Origin of the sequence: Streptomyces sp. SID5643 (genome assembly GCF_009872555.1) — a bacterium.
GTDB lineage: Bacteria > Actinomycetota > Actinomycetes > Streptomycetales > Streptomycetaceae > Streptomyces > Streptomyces iakyrus.
In genome coordinates, this window is the sequence record NZ_WWIC01000369.1 from 90371 (window position 1) to 107695 (window position 17325).

Here is a 17325-nt window from a genome sequence, read left to right on the forward strand (position 1 = left end):
TCGTGCCTCGTACGAGTTACGGCGTCAACCGCATGTCCGTCCCGGGTGTCCTGCCGGTTGCTCAGCCCGCTCTGAGTGCCATCGTCATCGCCTCCACCGCGAGCAGCGGCGCCACGTTGCGGTCGAGGGCGTCGCGGCACGCGGCGATCGCCTCGATGCGGCGGAGGGTGGACTCCGGGGAGCTGCCCCGGGCGAGGCGCTCCAGGGCGTCCTCGGCGTCCGCGTTGGCGATGGCCACGCGCGAGCCGAGCTGGAGGGCGAGGACGTCGCGGTAGAAGGCCGTGAGGTCGGTCAGGGCGAGGTCGAGGCTGTCACGCTGCGTGCGCGTTCTGCGGCGCTTCTGCTTGTCCTCCAGGTCCTTCATCACGCCTGCGGTGCCCCGGGGCATGCGGCCGCCCTGCGCGGCACCGAGCGCGGCCTTCAGCTCCTCGGTCTCCTTGGAGTCCGTCTCCTCCGCGAGCTGCTTGGCGTCCTCGGCGGCCGCGTCGACGAGCTCCTGCGCGGCCTTGAGCGCGCCGCCGATGTCCTCGACGCGCAGCGGCAGCCTGAGCACGGCGGCACGACGGGCGCGCGCGGCCGGGTCGGTGGCCAGGCGGCGCGCCCGCTCGACGTGGCCCTGGGTCGCCCGGGCCGCCGCGGCGGCAACGTCCGGCTCGATGCCCTCGCGACGGACGAGCATGTCGGCGATGGCGTCGACCCTGGGCGTGCTCAGGTTCAGGTGGCGGCAGCGGGAGCGGATGGTCGGCAGGACGTCCTCGATGGAGGGGGCGCACAGCAGCCACACCGTGCGGGGGGCGGGCTCCTCCACCGCCTTGAGGACGGCGTTGGCGGACTTCTCGTTCAGCCGCTCGGCGTCCTCGACGAGGATGATCTGCCAGCGGCCGTTCGCCGGCGAGGTGAACGACTTGCGGACGGTGTCGCGCATGTCGTCGGCGAGGATCTGTGTGCCGACCGCGGCGACGGTGGTGACGTCGGCGTGCGTGCCGATCAGTGCCGTGTGGCAGCCGTCGCAGAAGCCGCAGCCCGGGGAGCCGCCGAGGGCGCGGTCGGGGCTGACGCACTGGAGGGCCGCCGCGAACGCGCGCGCCGCCTGGTTCCGCCCGGCGCCGGGGGGGCCTGTGAACAGCCACGCGTGCGTCATCTTCGACGCCTCGGGCGGCGGGGTGCCGGTGGTGGCCGCCGTGACCAGGGCGTCGGCGTCCCGGGCGGCAGCGGCCAGCTGCTCGCTCACCCTCTCCTGCCCGACGAGGTCGTCCCACACGGTCATGGGTCACGCCGCCCTTCCGTCACGTTCCGCGTTGCGAGATCCATTGTGGGGGCGACCACTGACATCGCCTGCCGCCCCCACCCGGCTCGCAGCGGGGGCGGGTTCCCGCGGCGGTCCGCCGGAGGCGTCAGCGCCCCCGACCGCCCCTGCCCCGGCGTCCGCGCCGGTCGTCCGGCTCGTCGTCGTGCGGTCCGAGCAGCTCGTCCGCCAGCGAGGGCAGGTCGTCCAGCGGCGTCTCCTCGGCCCAGTCGGACCGGCGGCGGCGCGGCGTCCCGTCGGCGTCGACCTGGGGCATCTCCCGCGTGCGGTCCTCGGTGCCGTCGGGCCGGGCGTCCGGGGCGTCCTTCCGGAAGTACCCGGGCGGAACCCGGTCCGCCGGTCCGTCCCCGCGCACCGGCGGCAGGACGGCCGTCTCCTCGGAGTCCCCCGGGCGCACCGGAGGCAGGACCGCCGTCTCGTCGGCCGCTCCGGAGGCGTCCCGGTCGCGGACCGGCGGCAGGACCTCGGTCTCGTCCCCGGCGCGCGGCGCGACCGGCGGCAGGACCTCCGTCTGTTCCCCGGCCGACGGCGGCATCGGCAGCTCCGCCGTCACCTCGGCCTCGGACTCCCCGGAGGACCGGCCCGCACCCTGCTCGTCGTCCCGCACCGGGCGCAGCACGGTCGTGTCGTCCCCCGCACCGCCCCGTGTCACCACCGGGGTGGGCACGGTCGCCGCGTCCTGAGCGGGCGCGGCGGGCGCGCCGCCCTGCGTGGGTGAGCTCTTCGGAGCGGAGCGCTTCGGCCCGGCCTCCGCCGCGGCGGCAGCCGCCTCCGCGAGCCGGCGGGCCTCCTCGGCCCGCAGCAGCGCCGCCTCGGCCTTGCGCTGCTTCTCCAGGCGGAGCGCCTCGGCCTCGGCACGCAGCCGCGCCTCCTCCTCGGCCTGCTTGCGGCGCCGTTCCTCCTCGGCCTTGCGGCGGGCCTCCTCCTCGGCGCGGGCCTTCTCCTCCGCGAGCAGCCGGGCCCGCTCCTCCTCGGCCTTCCGCTGCGCTTCCTCGGCCCGGCGCCGGGCCTCCTCCGCCTGCCGTTCGGCCTCACGGCGCTGCGCCTCCTCCAGCTCGCGGCGCTTGCGCTCCTCCTCCTCGGCGCGCAGCTTGGCGAGCTGCTCCTGGCGCTCGCGCTCCAGGCGCTCTTCCTCGGCCTTGCGGGCGGCCTCCTCCTCGGCCTTGCGGCGGGCCTCCTCCTCGGCCTTCTTCCGCGCTTCCTCCTGGGCCTTGATCTCGGCCTCGGACAGCGGCAGCACCTGGTCGAGCCGGTGCCGGATGACCGTCGTGACGGCCTCGGGCTCCTGACCGGCGTCCACCACCAGGTAGCGCCCGGCGTCGGCGGCGGCCAGGGTGAGGAAACCGGCCCGCACGCGCGCGTGGAACTCCGCGGGCTCCGACTCCAGCCGGTCCGGCGCCTCGGTGAACCGCTCACGCGCGGTCTCCGGGTCCACGTCCAGCAGCACGGTCAGGTGCGGCACCAGCCCGTTCGTCGCCCAGCGGTTGATCCGGGCGATCTCGGTCGGCGAGAGATCACGGCCGGCGCCCTGGTAGGCGACGGACGAGTCGATGTACCGGTCGGAGATGACGACCGCGCCACGCTCCAGGGCGGGCCGCACGACGGTGTCGATGTGCTCGGCCCGGTCGGCCGCGTACAGCAGTGCCTCCGCGCGGTGCGACAGGCCCGCGCTCGACACGTCCAGCAGGATCGACCGCAGCCGCTTGCCCACCGGCGTCGCCCCCGGCTCGCGCGTCAGGACGACCTCGTGGCCCTTGGCGCGGATCCACTCGGCGAGCGCCTCGGCCTGCGTCGACTTGCCGGCACCGTCGCCGCCTTCCAGGGCGATGAAGAAGCCGGAGGCCGCGGCCCCCTGCTGGGGGTCGTCGCCGCCGAGCAGCGCGTCCTTCAGGTCCTGCCGCAGCGGCACGCCGGAGCGGTCGTCGACCTTGGCCAGCACCAGCGCGGCGACGGGCAGCAGCAGGGCGCCGGTCAGCATGAGGGTGAAGGCCGCGCCGCCGTGCGCGAAGACGAACTTGCCGCTCTCCAGCCGGTGCGGTCCGATCGCCGCCGCCACCAGCGGGGCGATCACGGCGCCGAGCGCCACGCAGACACGGACGACCGCGTGCAGGTGCTCCGTCGTGCGGGAGCGCCGGTACTCCTCGGTCTCCTGGTCGAGCAGGGTGTGCCCGATGTTGGCGGACAGGCCCGCGCCGACGCCGGCCAGCGCGAGGATCAGCAGCACGGTCGTGACGTCCGGGACCAGCCCGGCGGCCAGCAGGGCGACGCCGGTGAAGGCGATCGTCAGCGCGAGCAGCCGGCGGCGCGACAGCGCGGGCATCAGGGCGGGCGCCGTACGGATGCCGACGACGACCCCGCCGGTCAGTGCGGCCACGAACAGGCCGTAGAGGACCGGGCCGCCGCCCAGGTCCTTGGCATGCAGCACGGCGACGGCGACGGCGGCCGACACCGCGGCGGCGACGGCCGCGCAGGACAGGACCAGCAGCGGCATCGCGCCGGTGCGGCCCTTGTCGGAGCCGGTGCCGGTCTTCGGGCGGCGCAGCCCCTCCAGCGGCGAGCGCGCGCGGGGGGTGCGTGTGCCGGGCAGTTCAAGGAAGGTCAGCACGGACAGGGACGCGGCGAACAGGCCTGCGGCCACGTAGGAGGCGAGGGCCGCCTGGTGCTGGCCGAACCAGTCGATGCCGGCGCCCAGCAGGTTGTTGAGCAGGGCCGCGACGACCAGGGCGACGGCCGCGAGGGGGATCGCCACGAAGCCGGTGCGCAGCGACAGACGGCGCAGGGTGTCCATGTGGTCGGGCAGCGGCCGGACCGTGGCGCCCTCCGGCGGCGGGGCGGGGAGCAGCGCGGGGGCCGCGCTCTCGCGGCACACCGTCCAGAACCGCTCGGCGACCCCCATCACGAAGGCCGTGACGAGCAGGACGGCCAGTGCGTTCTCGGCCGTCCAGTCGATCCACAGGGGCGCGACGATGAGCAGCGCGGCGCGCACGCCGTCGGCGCCCACCATGGTCCAGCGGCGGTCGAGCGGGCCGTCCTGCGAGGTGAGCGCGGTGAGCGGCCCCAGCAGAACGGCCCCGAACAGCAGCGTCGCGAGGATGCGCACCCCGAAAACGGTCGCCACTGCGAACGCCGCGCCCCGGTAGCCGCCCCCGAACGAGCCTTCGGCGACGGCCGCCTGTAGGGCCAGGAGGACCAGTACGAGAAGGGCGAGGGTGTCTCCCACGCCACCCACGAGCTGTGCGCTCCACAACCGCTTCAGCTGCGGTCGTCGCAGCAGGGCGCGGACGGCACGCTCGCGGGAGTCCGCGACCAGGGCGTCGTCGGGGGCGGGCTGAGGGGCCGTTGGGTGATCGGCTCGCGTCATGCGTTCAGCCTATCGGGAGCCACCGACACCCTGGAGGGCGCGGCCTGGCATGCGCACGCCCCGACACCGAAGTGTTGCCGGGGCGTTCGCTTTCCGAACCCCGGGCGAAGATCCGGACGCGGAGGTCCGGCTTCGCTCAGGAATCGAACGGCCTCAGTCCTCCGCGGACTTGGCGGCGGTCGCCGTCTTGGCGGCCGTCTTCTTCGCGGTGGTCTTCTTCGCCGTCGTCTTCTTCGCCGTCGTCTTCTTCGCGGTCGTGGTCTTCTTCGCCGCGGTCTTCTTGGCCGTCGTCGTCTTCTTCGCCGGCGCCTTCTTGGCCGCCTTCTTCGCGGTCTTCTTCGCCGGCCCCTTGGCGCGCTTCTCGGCCAGCAGCTCGTAACCGCGCTCCGGGGTGATGTCCTCGACGCTGTCGCCGGAGCGCAGGGTCGCGTTGGTCTCCCCGTCGGTGACGTACGGGCCGAAGCGGCCGTCCTTGACCACGACCGGCTTCTCACTGACCGGGTCGGTGCCCAGCTCCTTCAGCGGCGGCTTGGCCGCCGCCCGGCCACGCTGCTTGGGCTGGGCGTAGATCGCCAGCGCCTCCTCCAGCGTGATCGTGAAGAGCTGCTCCTCGGCCTGGAGGGAGCGCGAGTCCGTGCCCTTCTTCAGGTACGGGCCGTAGCGGCCGTTCTGGGCGGTGATCTCCTGGCCCTCGGCGTCGGCGCCGACGACACGCGGCAGCGACATCAGCTTCAGGGCGTCGTCGAGGGTCACCGTGTCGAGGGACATCGTCTTGAACAGGGACGCCGTGCGCGGCTTGACCGCGTTCTTGCCCGTCTTCGGGGTGCCCTCGGGGAGGACCTCCGTGACGTACGGGCCGTAGCGGCCGTCCTTGGCGACGATCGTGTGGCCGGTGGCCGGGTCCGTGCCCAGCTCGTAGTCGCCGCTCGGCTTGGCGAGCAGTTCCTCCGCGAGGTCGACGGTCAGCTCGTCGGGCGCCAGGTCGTCGGGGATGTCGGCGCGCTGGTGCTGCTCGGTGTCCTTCTCGCCGCGCTCGATGTACGGCCCGTAGCGGCCGACCCGCAGCACGATGTCGTTGGCCACCGGGAACGACGACACCTCGCGCGCGTCGATCGCGCCCAGGTCCGTCACCAGCTCCTTGAGGCCGCCGAGGTGGTCGCCGTCGCCGTTGCCGGCGTCGGCCGCGCCGCCGCTGACCGTGCCCTCTCCGAAGTAGAACCGCTTCAGCCACGGCACGGACTGCGCCTCACCGCGGGCGATGCGGTCGAGGTCGTCCTCCATCTTGGCGGTGAAGTCGTAGTCGACGAGCCGCCCGAAGTGCTTCTCCAGAAGGTTGACCACGGCGAAGGACAGGAAGGACGGCACCAGGGCCGTGCCCTTCTTGAACACGTAGCCGCGGTCCAGGATCGTGCCGATGATCGACGCGTACGTCGACGGGCGGCCGATCTCGCGCTCTTCCAGCTCCTTGACCAGGGAAGCCTCGGTGTAGCGGGCCGGGGGCTTGGTGGCGTGCCCGTCGACTGTGATCTCCTGGGCGCTCAGGGCGTCGCCCTCGGAGACCTGCGGCAGCCGGCGCTCGCGGTCGTCGAGCTCCGCGTTCGGGTCGTCGGCGCCCTCGACGTAGGCCTTCAGGAAGCCGTGGAAGGTGATCGTCTTGCCGGACGCGCTGAACTCGACGTCCCGGCCGTCGGCCGCCGTGCCGCCGATCTTCACCGTGACGCTGTTGCCGGTCGCGTCCTTCATCTGGGAAGCGACGGTCCGCTTCCAGATCAGCTCGTACAGCTTGAACTGGTCACCGGTCAGTCCGGTCTCGGCGGGAGTGCGGAAACGATCACCCGAGGGGCGGATCGCCTCGTGGGCCTCCTGCGCGTTCTTGACCTTCCCGGCGTACGTCCTCGGCTGCGGCGGCAGGTAGTCGGCGCCGTACAGCTGCGTGACCTGGGCGCGGGCGGCGGAGACCGCCGTGTCGCTCAGGGTCGTGGAGTCCGTACGCATGTAGGTGATGTAGCCGTTCTCGTACAGCTTCTGCGCGATCTGCATGGTGGCCTTCGCGCCGAAGCCGAGCTTGCGGCTGGCCTCCTGCTGCAGCGTCGTCGTACGGAACGGGGCATACGGCGAGCGGCGGTACGGCTTGGACTCGACGGAGCGGACGGCGAACCGCGTCTGCTCCAGGGCGGCGGCCAGGGCGCGGGCGTTCGCCTCGTCGAGGTGGAGGGTGTTCGCGCTCTTCAGTTGTCCCAGGGAGTCGAAGTCGCGGCCCTGCGCGACCCGCCTGCCGTCGACGGTCTGCAGGCGCGCGACCAGCGACGACGGGTCCGACGAGTCTCCCGCGCGGCCGGTCGCGAAGGTGCCCGTCAGGTCCCAGTACTCAGCCGAACGAAAGGCGATGCGCTCGCGTTCCCGCTCCACCACGAGACGTGTGGCGACCGACTGGACGCGGCCGGCCGACAGACGCGGCATGACCTTCTTCCACAGGACCGGCGAGACCTCGTAGCCGTAGAGGCGGTCGAGGATGCGGCGGGTCTCCTGGGCGTCGACGAGCTTCTGGTTGAGCTGACGCGGGTTGGCCACGGCGGCCTGGATCGCGGCCTTGGTGATCTCGTGGAAGACCATGCGCTTGACCGGGACCTTGGGCTTGAGCACTTCCTGGAGGTGCCAGGCGATGGCCTCGCCCTCGCGGTCCTCATCGGTGGCGAGGAAGAGTTCGTCGGACTCCTTCAGCAGGTCCTTGAGCTTCTTGACCTGCGCCTTCTTGTCGGCGTTGACCACATAGATCGGCGCGAAGTCGTGTTCGACGTCCACACCGAGGCGACGGACCTCGCCGGTGTACTTCTCGGGCACCTCGGCGGCGCCGTTGGGAAGGTCGCGGATGTGCCCGACGCTCGCCTCGACGATGTAGCCGGGGCCGAGATAGCCCTTGATCGTCTTCGCCTTGGCAGGCGACTCGACGATGACGAGTCGGCGGCCGCCCTTCGCGGTCTCGCTGGTCGGGGACAACTTCGCTCTTCTCTCCGGTCGACGCTGGGGCCTCCCCGGAGTCGCTTACCGGGGCTGGGTACGTGGTGACGCTGCGGAGTGTGACGGTACATCCCGCCCCCGTGTCAAACGGGAAAAGCCCGCAACGGCCACTCGAACGGTAACCCGACTACCACCAATCCTGCCGCCCGGCGTAGCGGGAGCAGGCCCTGCCCCGTACGCGGTGCGACGCCCCGGTCACCCGCGGGCACGTCGCCGGAGGGGGTCTCAGAGGCGGGTGAAGCACCAGGTTCCGGCCGTCAGGGCGAGCACCGCGACGAGGGCTGCGAAGGTCGCGGACGTGACCGGCCGCACCCCCTCTGCGACGGGCCGGGCCTGACGCGCGCGTGTCACCGTCCACGCCAGCAGTCCGCCTCCGAACAGGGAGAACACCGCTCCCGCGAAGATCGCCGGTGCACTCTCCATGACCCGCCGCGCCCCTTTTCCCCTGTCCGCGCATCCCCAGCCACGGGAGGCTGACACGCGCGGGCGGCGGGCAGGCGAACCCGAGGTGAACGGCGGGGCGACACAGGGGCGGATCAAGGTCGTCCGGTTCCTCACGAACCGTCTCGGACGAGGTGTTCAAATCGACTCGAATTTGTTGGCGAGCCGCTTCCACGGCCCCGGGTCGCCCCCTCGGCAGTCCGCTCAGCGGACCGGCTCCAGGAACCCCTGCTCGACCAGCAGCCGGATCTGGGCCGGTGTGCGGTCGCGCAGCAGCACCGGGTCCTCCCCGATCAGCTGGGCGATGGCGTCGAGGATGCGGCCCGCGCTCATCGTGCCGTCGCACACGCCCGCGAAGCCCGCACCGACCGTGTCCACCCGGGTCGCCCGGCGCATGCCGCGGTTCTGGCGGAGCACGACGTGCTCGGGGTCCTCCGCGCCGGGCAGCCCGACCTGCTCCTGCACGATCTCGGCGGCGAGGCGGAAGTGCCCTTCGAGCAGCGCGGCGTCGTCGTGGTCGCGCAGGTGGTCGAGCCGGTCGAAGTGGGCCCGGATCGTGTCGCCGAGCGGCTGCTCGACCGGGTGCGGCCACTCCTCCACCGTGAGCGAGGGCACGGCGGCGCTCGTCCTGCGCAGGGTGATCCAGCCGAAGCCGACGGCCTTCACCTTGCGCGCCTCGAACTCGTCGAGCCATGCGTCGTACCGCGCCTGGTACTCCGCCGCGTCGCCCTGGTGGTCGCCCGCGTCACGCAGCCACAGCTCGGCGTACTGGTTGACGTCCTGCACCTCGCGCTGCACGATCCACGCGTCGCAGCCCCGGGGCACCCATGACCTGAGCCTGTCCTGCCAGTCCTCCCCTTCCACGTGCTGCCAGTTCGCGAGGAACTGGGCGAACCCGCCCTCGTTCAGACGGTCGCCCGCCTGTTGAACGAGCGTGCGGCACAGATCGTCCCCGCCCATCCCGCCGTCGCGGTAGGTGAGCCGGGCGCCGGGCGAGATCACGAAGGGCGGGTTGGAGACGATCAGGTCATGCGTCTCGTCGCCGCGCACGGGCTCGAAGAGGGAGCCCTCGCGCAGGTCGGCGGACGCGGTGCCGGACAGCGCCAGCGTGAGGGCGGTGATGCGCAGGGCACGCGGGTTGAGGTCGGTGGCCACCACGCGCGTGGCGTGCTGCGCGGCGTGCAGGGCCTGGATGCCGGAGCCGGTACCGAGGTCGAGCGCGGCGCCGACGGGCCTGCGGACGGTGATGCCGGCGAGGGTCATCGAGGCGCCGCCGACTCCGAGGACGACGCCCTCCTCGCGCCGGCCGATCCCGCCGGCGCCGCCGACCGCGCAGCCGAGGTCCGACACGATGAACCAGTCCTCGCCGTCCGGCCCGCCATAGGGCCGGACGTCCACCGTCGCGGCGAGTTCGTCCCCGCCGGCCCGGGCCAGCCAGCCGCTCTCCAGGCAGGCGTCCACAGGCAGGACCTCCGCGACGCGCGCCCGCGGCACGGGCTGCTGGAGCAGGAACAGCCGGACGAGCATGTCCAGGGGCGTGTCCCCGCGAGTCGCCCGGAGCGCGGGCACGGTCTCGCTGCGGGCCAGTGCCGCATAGGCGGGGGCGCCGAGCAGTTCGAGCAGCCCGTCGGCGGTGAAGGAGGCCGCGAGCAGGGCGTCCCGGAGCCGAGCGGCGGCTTCGGGACGGTCGGAGGCGGGCAGCGGGGGCAGGGGTGACTGGCTGGCGTTACTCACGCCCCCCATTGTGGCCGCCGGTACGGATGCCGCACGTGCCCGTGCCGGGATGCGCACGGGTTCGCGCCGTACGGCACGCCGGGCACCCACGTCACCTACGGCTCAGCCGTAGCACCGGCGTACTGCGCTGCCCGCCGCTCGGGGCCTCAGCTCTGCGTGGCCCCTGCCGAGGCCGTGGCCGCCTTGCAGCTGGACTGCTTGGCCATCGCCTGGCCGACCTCGCCCTCCTCCAGGTTCTTGAGGGCGTTGTTCCCGCTCTGGCTCAGCTTGTCCAGCTCGGTGGCGATGTCCTTCAGGCCGTCGGCGAACTTGCCCTGGTCCTTGGTGTCGAGCCCGTCGACCTGCTTCTTCAGCGAGGCGTACGAGGCGGAGATCGAGTTGAGCTCCTTGACCGCGTCCTGCTGCTTCTTCTCACCGTTCTCGACGTCCGGGGCCCCGGCCTTGTTCACGGCGGTCCCGATCGCCTTGTAGGCGTCGGACATGTCCTGGAAGGCCTGTGCGTCGGTCTTCTGGACGTCCTCCGGCGTGCTGTTGTCGGAGGTCTCCTTCTGGATCGCGGCATTGGCCGACTCGATCTTCTTGGCCTGCGGCTGTACGGCGTCACAGACCTGCTTGGCCCAGGAGTCCAGCTTCTCGTTGCTGTCGTCGCCGCCGCAGCCCGACAGCGCCAGTACCAGTACCGCACCGCCGGACAGTGCGGCCGCGAGCTTCTTGTTCACCGGTTTGGTCCCTTCCATGGCTCTCGGCCCCGGAACATACACGCCAGATGCACGGCAACCGCACGCCAGACGTCTATTAAGACCGTTTTGTAACCTTTTGCACCAAGCGAGATAAGGCTCACGCGTGATCGTGTACCCACACAGCGCGGGCGGGCGACGCGTCAACGCGCGCCGCCCGCCCGCACCTTGAGTCGGAGCTGGGAAACCTCCCTACGAAACCACCGCCGGATCGGCCGACTTGGGTGCCGATCCTGCGTTGTCTTCGTCACCCATGGCGATACCGCGCCGCTTTGACACGTACACCGCTCCCGCGATCACGAGGAACGCGAGGACGGCGATCAGAATCCGCACTCCGATGCTCTTGTCCGGGCCGTAGGAGAACTTGATCACCGCCGGCGCGATGAGCAGCGACACCAGGTTCATGACCTTCAGCAGCGGGTTGATCGCCGGGCCCGCGGTGTCCTTGAAGGGGTCGCCGACCGTGTCTCCGATCACGGTCGCCGCGTGGGCCTCGCCGCCCTTGCCGCCGTGGTGGCCGTCCTCGACGAGCTTCTTGGCGTTGTCCCAGGCGCCACCGGAGTTGGCGAGGAACACCGCCATCAGCGTGCCCGCGCCGATCGCGCCCGCCAGGAACGCGCCGAGCGCCCCGACACCGAGCGTGAACCCGATGAAGATGGGCGCCGTCACCGCCAGCAGACCGGGGGTGGCGAGCTCGCGCAGGGCGTCCTTGGTGCAGATGTCGACGACCTTGCCGTACTCCGGCTTCTCGCTGTAGTCCATGATCCCGGGCTTCTCGCGGAACTGCCGCCGCACCTCGTAGACCACGGAACCAGCCGACCGCGACACGGCGTTGATCGCCAGCCCCGAGAAGAGGAAGACGACCGCCGCGCCGGCGACGAGGCCCACGAGGTTGTTGGGCTGCGAGATGTCCATCATCAGACTCATGGGGGCGCCCTCCCCGCTGAGTTTCTCGCCGACCTCCCGCGCGCCGGTGAAGATCGCGTCGCGGTACGACCCGAACAGCGCCGCCGCCGCGAGCACGGCCGTGGCGATCGCGATGCCCTTGGTGATCGCCTTGGTGGTGTTGCCGACCGCGTCCAGGTTGGTGAGCACCTGCGCGCCCGCGCCCTCGACGTCGCCGGACATCTCCGCGATGCCCTGCGCGTTGTCGGAGACCGGACCGAAGGTGTCCATCGCGACGATCACACCGACCGTGGTGAGCAGACCGGTGCCGGCCAGCGCCACCGCGAACAGCGCCAGCATGATCGACGTACCGCCGAGCAGGAACGCCCCGTACACACCGAGGCCGATCAACAGGGCGGTGTAGACGGCGGATTCGAGACCGACGGAGATACCGGCGAGGACGACGGTGGCCGGGCCGGTGAGCGAGCTCTTTCCGATGTCCCGCACAGGCCGGCGGGTGGTCTCGGTGAAGTAGCCGGTCAGTTGCTGGATCACGGCGGCGAGCAGGATGCCGATGGCCACCGCGACGAGCGCGAGGACCCGCGGGTCGCCGTCCTTGCCCAGGATCGAGGCGTCGGTGACCCCGTCGAGCTCGGAGTACTTCCCCGGCAGATAGACGAAGACCGCCACCGCCACCAGCACCAGCGAGATCACCGCGGAGATGAAGAATCCGCGGTTGATGGCGCTCATGCCGCTGCGGTCGGCGCGCCGGGGCGCGACCGCGAAGATGCCGATCATGGCGGTGATCACACCGATCGCCGGCACGAGCAGCGGGAAACCGAGCCCGGCGTCGCCGAAGGCCGCCGAACCGAGGATCAGCGCGGCGACCAGGGTGACTGCGTACGACTCGAAGAGGTCGGCCGCCATGCCCGCGCAGTCTCCGACGTTGTCGCCCACGTTGTCGGCGATGGTCGCGGCATTGCGCGGGTCGTCCTCCGGAATGCCCTGTTCGACCTTGCCGACCAAGTCGGCGCCGACGTCGGCCGCCTTGGTGAAGATGCCACCGCCGACACGCATGAACATGGCGATCAGCGCGGCCCCGAGGCCGAAACCTTCAAGAACCTTCGGCGCGTCGGCCGCGTAGACCAGCACCACGCAGGAGGCACCGAGCAGGCCGAGGCCGACGGTGAACATGCCGACCACGCCGCCCGTGCGAAAAGCGATCTTCATCGCCTTGTGCGAAACGGCGGTCAGATCCTTTTCCGGCTCGCCTTCCGCCGGGGTGGCTTCACGTGCCGCTGCCGCGACACGCACATTACTGCGTACGGCGAGCCACATGCCGATATAGCCGGTGGCCGCCGAGAACGCCGCTCCGATCAGAAAGAACACCGAACGTCCGGCACGCTGACTCCAGTCGTCCGCGGGCAGCAGCATGAGCAGGAAGAACACGACCACGGCGAATACGCCGAGCGTGCGCAGCTGACGTGCCAGATAGGCGTTCGCGCCTTCCTGGACCGCTGCCGCGATCTTCTTCATGCTGTCGGTGCCCTCGCCGGCCGCGAGCACCTGGCGTACCAGGACGCCCGCGACCGCCAGTGCCGCCAGTGCGACGACCGCGATGACCGCGATGAGGACGCGGTTGCCATCGGTCAGCACGGCGGCCGCGAGGTCGGTGGGATGGCCCGACTGTTGTGAGAGGGAAAGCCCCGCCATTCGTCCTCCTTGACGCTTGGGCTGAGCTCAAGATGTGGACGGGATTGTAGGTACCGGAACCTGATCAAAACAGAGCGCGATAAACGGAATTGGACGTCCGAGGTAATGCCCTGAAAGCATTCCGAGGCTGCCGGAGAGCGCGCGAATGATCGTGAACGAATTCACGCGATGAACGGCACAGGAACTACTGTAAAGGCGAGCACTGACACCCGCACATGACGAAGGGCCCCACGGGTGGTGGGGCCCTTCGGACGAACGGTGTGCTGTGGCGGGTCAGACCAGGATCGTCGGCGGCGGCGTGGTCGGCCAGGTCATCTTGATCAGCCCGCCGTGCTCTCCCGCGCTGACCTCGACGTCGTCGACGAGTCCGCTGATGACCGCGAGGCCCATCTCGTCCTCGTCGGCCTCGCCGTCGGAGTCGCCGGGACCGGCGCCGGCGCCCTCGCCGGCCACCGCGTGCGTGGCCTCGTCGCCGACCTCGATGGAGAACTGCTTCTCCTCCTCGATCAGCAGCACCTTCACCGGTGCCGAGATCCCGCCGATCTGATGCAGTCCGACGGCCCGGCTGCACGCCTCGCCGACGGCGAGCCTGACCTCGTCGAGGACGGCCTCGTCCACCCCGGCCCTGCGCGCCACCGCTGCCGCCACCAGCCGGGCGGTCCTGACGTGCTCGGGCAGCGCGCTGAAGCGGAGCTCAACGGTGGCCATGCATCCCCCTCGCAACTACGGGCGTGCTGTCGGGAGGCTCCGGGCCGCCGAACACCCGGGCCCCCTCGGTCTTCACTTCTGCCGAACGACGGCCGGCCCGGGCGCGGAGCCCGGGTCCGGTGTCAGTCGGTGGCCGCAACCGCTTCCTCGACCGAGGTGTGAATCGGGAACACCTTGGTGAGGCCGGTGATACGGAAAATCTTCAGAATGCGCTCCTGGTTGCAGACCAGGCGCAGGGAGCCCTCATGGGCACGCACGCGCTTCAGGCCGCCGACCAGTACGCCGAGCCCGGTGGAGTCGAGGAAGTCCACGCCCTCCATGTCGACGACAAGGTGGAAACTGCCGTCGTTCACCAGCTCGACCAACTGCTCGCGCAGCTTGGGCGCGGTATATACGTCGATTTCGCCACCGACCCTGACGATCGTGCGATCGCCCATGGTTTCGGTCGACAGGGACAGGTCCACGGATCCTCCAGCACCTTGCTATCGAGCGGTCGCCCTAGGGGCATTCGGCTTCAGCCCCTGGACGCTTCGCCAGCCGCGATGGCATTCAATCACTTACCGGCAGGCGTGCACGACGCCTTGGCTCCATTGTCCGTCACGCCAGTGACACACTCGGTGCCGATGGCCAAGAATCACCGATCCGATCGAACCCGGACGGACCCTGCCTCCCGACCCGCGCCGGACGCGGTCCTGGACCGGCTCGCGTCCGGTCCGGGCAGGGCTGCGCGCATTACTCATACGGAGCACTTGCCCCCACGTGAGGGTCGGCATGCCCGCTGGCCGGACCGGATCCGCGCGGAGGTCGTCGCGGCCGTGCGAGCCGCGGGCATCGAGCATCCCTGGGCCCACCAGGCGCGCGCGGCGGAGCACGCCCTGGACGGCGATTCGGTCGTCGTCGCCACCGGCACGGCCTCCGGCAAGTCCCTGGCCTACCTCGTACCGGTCCTGTCCGCCCTCGTGGAGGGTGCACAGGCCCCGAACGGCCGCGGCGCGACCACGCTCTACCTGGCTCCCACCAAGGCACTGGCGGCGGACCAGTGCCGTTCCGTGAAGGAACTTTCACATCCCCTGGGCCACTCCGTTCGCGCAGCCGTGTACGACGGCGATACTCCGTTCGAGGAACGCGAGTGGATCCGCCAGTACGGCAACTACGTCCTGACCAACCCGGACATGCTGCACCGCGGCATCCTGCCGTCCCACCCCCGCTGGTCCTCCTTCCTGAAGTCGCTGAAGTACGTGGTCATCGACGAGTGCCACACCTACCGGGGTGTCTTCGGCTCGCACGTCGCCCAGGTGCTGCGCAGGCTGCGCCGGCTGTGCGCCCGCTACGGCGCGTCGCCCGTGTTCCTGCTGGCCTCCGCCACCGCCGCCGAGCCCGCGGTGGCGGCCCGCCGCCTGACCGGTGTGCCGGTGCTGGAAGTGGCCGACGACGCCTCCCCGCGCGGTGAACTGGTCTTCGCCCTCTGGGAGCCGCCCCTGACCGAGCTGCACGGCGAGAAGGGCGCCCCCGTCCGCCGCACGGCCACCGCCGAGGCCGCCGACCTGCTGACCGACCTCACCGTGCAGGGCGTGCGCTCGGTCGCCTTCGTCCGCTCCCGGCGCGGCGCCGAGCTGATCTCGGTCATCTCCCAGGAACGTCTGGCCGAGGTCGACCGGTCGCTGGCCGGGCGTGTCGCGGCGTACCGGGGCGGCTATCTCCCCGAGGAACGCCGCGCTCTCGAACAGGCCCTCCATTCGGGTGAACTCCTGGGCCTCGCCGCGACGAACGCCCTCGAACTCGGCATCGACATCTCCGGCCTCGACGCGGTCGTCATCGCCGGCTACCCGGGCACGCGCGCCTCCCTCTGGCAGCAGGCCGGCCGCGCCGGACGGTCCGGGCAGGGAGCCCTGGCCGTCCTGGTGGCCCGCGACGACCCGCTGGACACCTTCCTCGTCCACCACCCCGAGGCCCTGTTCGACCAGCCCGTCGAATCGACCGTCCTCGACCCGGACAACCCTTACGTGCTGGCCCCCCACCTGTGCGCGGCCGCCGCGGAGCTGCCGCTGACGGACGAGGACCTCGCTCTGTTCGGCCCGGCCGGCGAAGCACTCCTGCCGCAGCTGGAGGCCGCGAAGCTGCTGCGCCGCCGCACCCGGGCCTGGCACTGGACCCGCCGCGAGCGCGCCGCCGATCTGACCGACATCCGCGGCGAGGGCGGGCGCCCGGTCCAGGTCGTCGAGACCGGCACGGGCCGGCTGCTCGGCACGGTCGACGCGGGCGCTGCTCACTCGACGGTGCACGAGGGGGCGGTCCACCTCCACCAGGGCCGCACCTACCTCGTGCGGTCGCTGGACCTGGAGGACTCCGTCGCCCTGGTCGAGGAGGCCGCCCCGCCCTACTCCACGGTCGCCCGTGACACGACGTCGATCTCCGTCCTGGAGACGGACGTCGAGATTCCGTGGGGGGACGGCCGCCTCTGCTACGGCTCCGTCGAGGTCACCAACCAGGTCGTCTCCTACCTCCGCCGACGGCTCATCACCGGTGAAGTGCTCGGTGAGACCAAGCTCGACCTCCCTCCCCGTACGCTGCGCACCCGCGCCGTGTGGTGGACCGTCACCGAGGACCAGCTGGACCGGGCCCGGATCAACCCCGAGATCCTCGGCGGCTCCCTGCACGCCGCCGAACACGCGTCGATCGGCCTGCTGCCCCTCTTCGCGACCTGCGACCGCTGGGACATCGGCGGCGTGTCGATCCCGCTCCACCCCGACACGCTCCTGCCCACGGTCTTCGTCTACGACGGCCATCCGGGTGGCGCGGGCTTCGCGGAGCGTGCCTTCCACACCGCCCGCACCTGGCTGACCGCCACCCGCCAGGCCATCGCCTCCTGCGAGTGCGACGCCGGCTGCCCGTCCTGCATCCAGTCCCCCAAGTGCGGCAACGGCAACGATCCGCTGCACAAGAGGGGGGCCGTGCGGCTCCTCACGGTGCTGCTGGAGGGGGCTCCCGAGGAGAAGGAGACGGCGGACGAGGCAGACGAGCAGCCGCCGGGAGATCGAGCGGACCCGTCGGAGGCCCCGCCCGGGCCCTGACCTCCGCGGTGAAGGGCCCGCGACCCGACGCCGCCGTCACGTCCGAGATCTCCCCGGCGACCTCGCACCGCACGAGCCGCACGCCCTGTGCCCGGGCCACCCGGCCGGCCCGGGCACAGGCAGCCGTGTCCCCGTCGGCCCAGTGGTCCGCCGCGGCGAGCGCCGCGAGATCCGCACCGCCCGCCGCACGATGGCGGATGACGACGGCCTGCCCGAGCGCGAGAACGACACCGAACACCACGCACAGGACGGCGATCACCCCGACACTCCAGACCCCGGCAGATCCCCGGTCCGGGCCGCCCCTCCGGACGCCGGCCAACCCGCGATCCGGGCCACCCCTCCAGACGCCGG

The 17325-nt window shown here is 71.6% G+C and carries 11 protein-coding genes; 1 reads left to right on the forward strand and 10 read right to left on the reverse strand.

Annotation, left to right across the window (positions count from 1 at the left end):
- Nucleotides 1-61: 61 nt before the first annotated feature.
- The 9 genes from GTY56_RS39680 to bldG all read right to left on the reverse strand — a co-directional run bounded on the left by GTY56_RS39680 (nucleotide 62) and on the right by bldG (nucleotide 14367).
- Nucleotides 62-1267, reverse strand: coding sequence for a DNA polymerase III subunit delta' (locus GTY56_RS39680; protein ID WP_161370091.1), 1206 nt, complete (start codon nucleotides 1265-1267; stop codon nucleotides 62-64).
- A 127-nt stretch (nucleotides 1268-1394) separates the two neighbouring features.
- Nucleotides 1395-4667 carry a dTMP kinase gene (tmk, locus tag GTY56_RS39685; protein ID WP_161370092.1) on the reverse strand — a complete coding sequence of 1091 codons (3273 nt, stop codon included), beginning with the start codon at nucleotides 4665-4667 and terminating at the stop codon, nucleotides 1395-1397.
- A gap of 153 nt (nucleotides 4668-4820) precedes the next feature.
- Nucleotides 4821-7664, reverse strand: coding sequence for a type I DNA topoisomerase (topA, locus tag GTY56_RS39690; RefSeq protein ID WP_161370093.1), 2844 nt, complete (start codon nucleotides 7662-7664; stop codon nucleotides 4821-4823).
- A gap of 246 nt (nucleotides 7665-7910) precedes the next feature.
- Nucleotides 7911-8108 (reverse strand): hypothetical protein, encoded by a 198-nt coding sequence (locus GTY56_RS39695; protein ID WP_161370094.1) that lies wholly within the window; start codon nucleotides 8106-8108, stop codon nucleotides 7911-7913.
- A gap of 222 nt (nucleotides 8109-8330) precedes the next feature.
- Nucleotides 8331-9869: a DUF7059 domain-containing protein gene (locus GTY56_RS39700; RefSeq protein WP_161370095.1), complete on the reverse strand. Its 1539-nt coding sequence runs from the start codon at nucleotides 9867-9869 to the stop codon at nucleotides 8331-8333.
- A gap of 137 nt (nucleotides 9870-10006) precedes the next feature.
- Nucleotides 10007-10597, reverse strand: coding sequence for an oligoendopeptidase F family protein (locus GTY56_RS39705; RefSeq protein WP_161370096.1), 591 nt, complete (start codon nucleotides 10595-10597; stop codon nucleotides 10007-10009).
- A gap of 192 nt (nucleotides 10598-10789) precedes the next feature.
- Nucleotides 10790-13195, reverse strand: a complete 2406-nt coding sequence (locus GTY56_RS39710; protein ID WP_161370097.1) for a sodium-translocating pyrophosphatase — start codon at nucleotides 13193-13195, stop codon at nucleotides 10790-10792.
- Between the two features lie 273 nt (nucleotides 13196-13468).
- On the reverse strand, nucleotides 13469-13903 hold the full coding sequence (locus tag GTY56_RS39715; RefSeq protein ID WP_161370098.1) for an ATP-binding protein: 435 nt from the start codon (nucleotides 13901-13903) through the stop codon (nucleotides 13469-13471).
- A 122-nt stretch (nucleotides 13904-14025) separates the two neighbouring features.
- Complete coding sequence (bldG, locus tag GTY56_RS39720) at nucleotides 14026-14367, reverse strand: anti-sigma factor antagonist BldG (protein WP_003991900.1); 342 nt, start codon at nucleotides 14365-14367, stop codon at nucleotides 14026-14028.
- 78 nt (nucleotides 14368-14445) lie between these two features.
- On the opposite strand from bldG, the gene sftH reads away from it, so the two are divergent.
- Nucleotides 14446-16974, forward strand: a complete 2529-nt coding sequence (sftH, locus tag GTY56_RS39725) for a DNA 3'-5' helicase SftH (protein WP_202511352.1) — start codon at nucleotides 14446-14448, stop codon at nucleotides 16972-16974.
- On the opposite strand, the gene GTY56_RS39730 is transcribed toward sftH, so the two are convergent.
- The gene (locus GTY56_RS39730; protein ID WP_161370100.1) at nucleotides 16865-17293 is read right to left on the reverse strand and encodes an Rv3654c family TadE-like protein; all 429 of its coding nucleotides are present in this window, start codon (nucleotides 17291-17293) and stop codon (nucleotides 16865-16867) included. The two genes, sftH and GTY56_RS39730, sit on opposite strands and share 110 nt — an antisense overlap.
- Nucleotides 17294-17325: the final 32 nt, after the last annotated feature.

Bases quoted from the DNA above. Each gene is read 5' to 3' on its own strand.
- GTY56_RS39680 (WP_161370091.1), bottom strand. From the start codon at position 1,267: ATGACCGTGTGGGACGACCTCGTCGGGCAGGAGAGGGTGAGCGAGCAG.
- tmk (WP_161370092.1), bottom strand. From the start codon at position 4,667: ATGACGCGAGCCGATCACCCAACGGCCCCTCAGCCCGCCCCCGACGAC.
- GTY56_RS39695 (WP_161370094.1), bottom strand. From the start codon at position 8,108: ATGGAGAGTGCACCGGCGATCTTCGCGGGAGCGGTGTTCTCCCTGTTC.
- GTY56_RS39700 (WP_161370095.1), bottom strand. From the start codon at position 9,869: ATGGGGGGCGTGAGTAACGCCAGCCAGTCACCCCTGCCCCCGCTGCCC.
- GTY56_RS39705 (WP_161370096.1), bottom strand. From the start codon at position 10,597: ATGGAAGGGACCAAACCGGTGAACAAGAAGCTCGCGGCCGCACTGTCC.
- GTY56_RS39710 (WP_161370097.1), bottom strand. From the start codon at position 13,195: ATGGCGGGGCTTTCCCTCTCACAACAGTCGGGCCATCCCACCGACCTC.
- GTY56_RS39715 (WP_161370098.1), bottom strand. From the start codon at position 13,903: ATGGCCACCGTTGAGCTCCGCTTCAGCGCGCTGCCCGAGCACGTCAGG.
- sftH (WP_202511352.1), top strand. From the start codon at position 14,446: ATGGCATTCAATCACTTACCGGCAGGCGTGCACGACGCCTTGGCTCCA.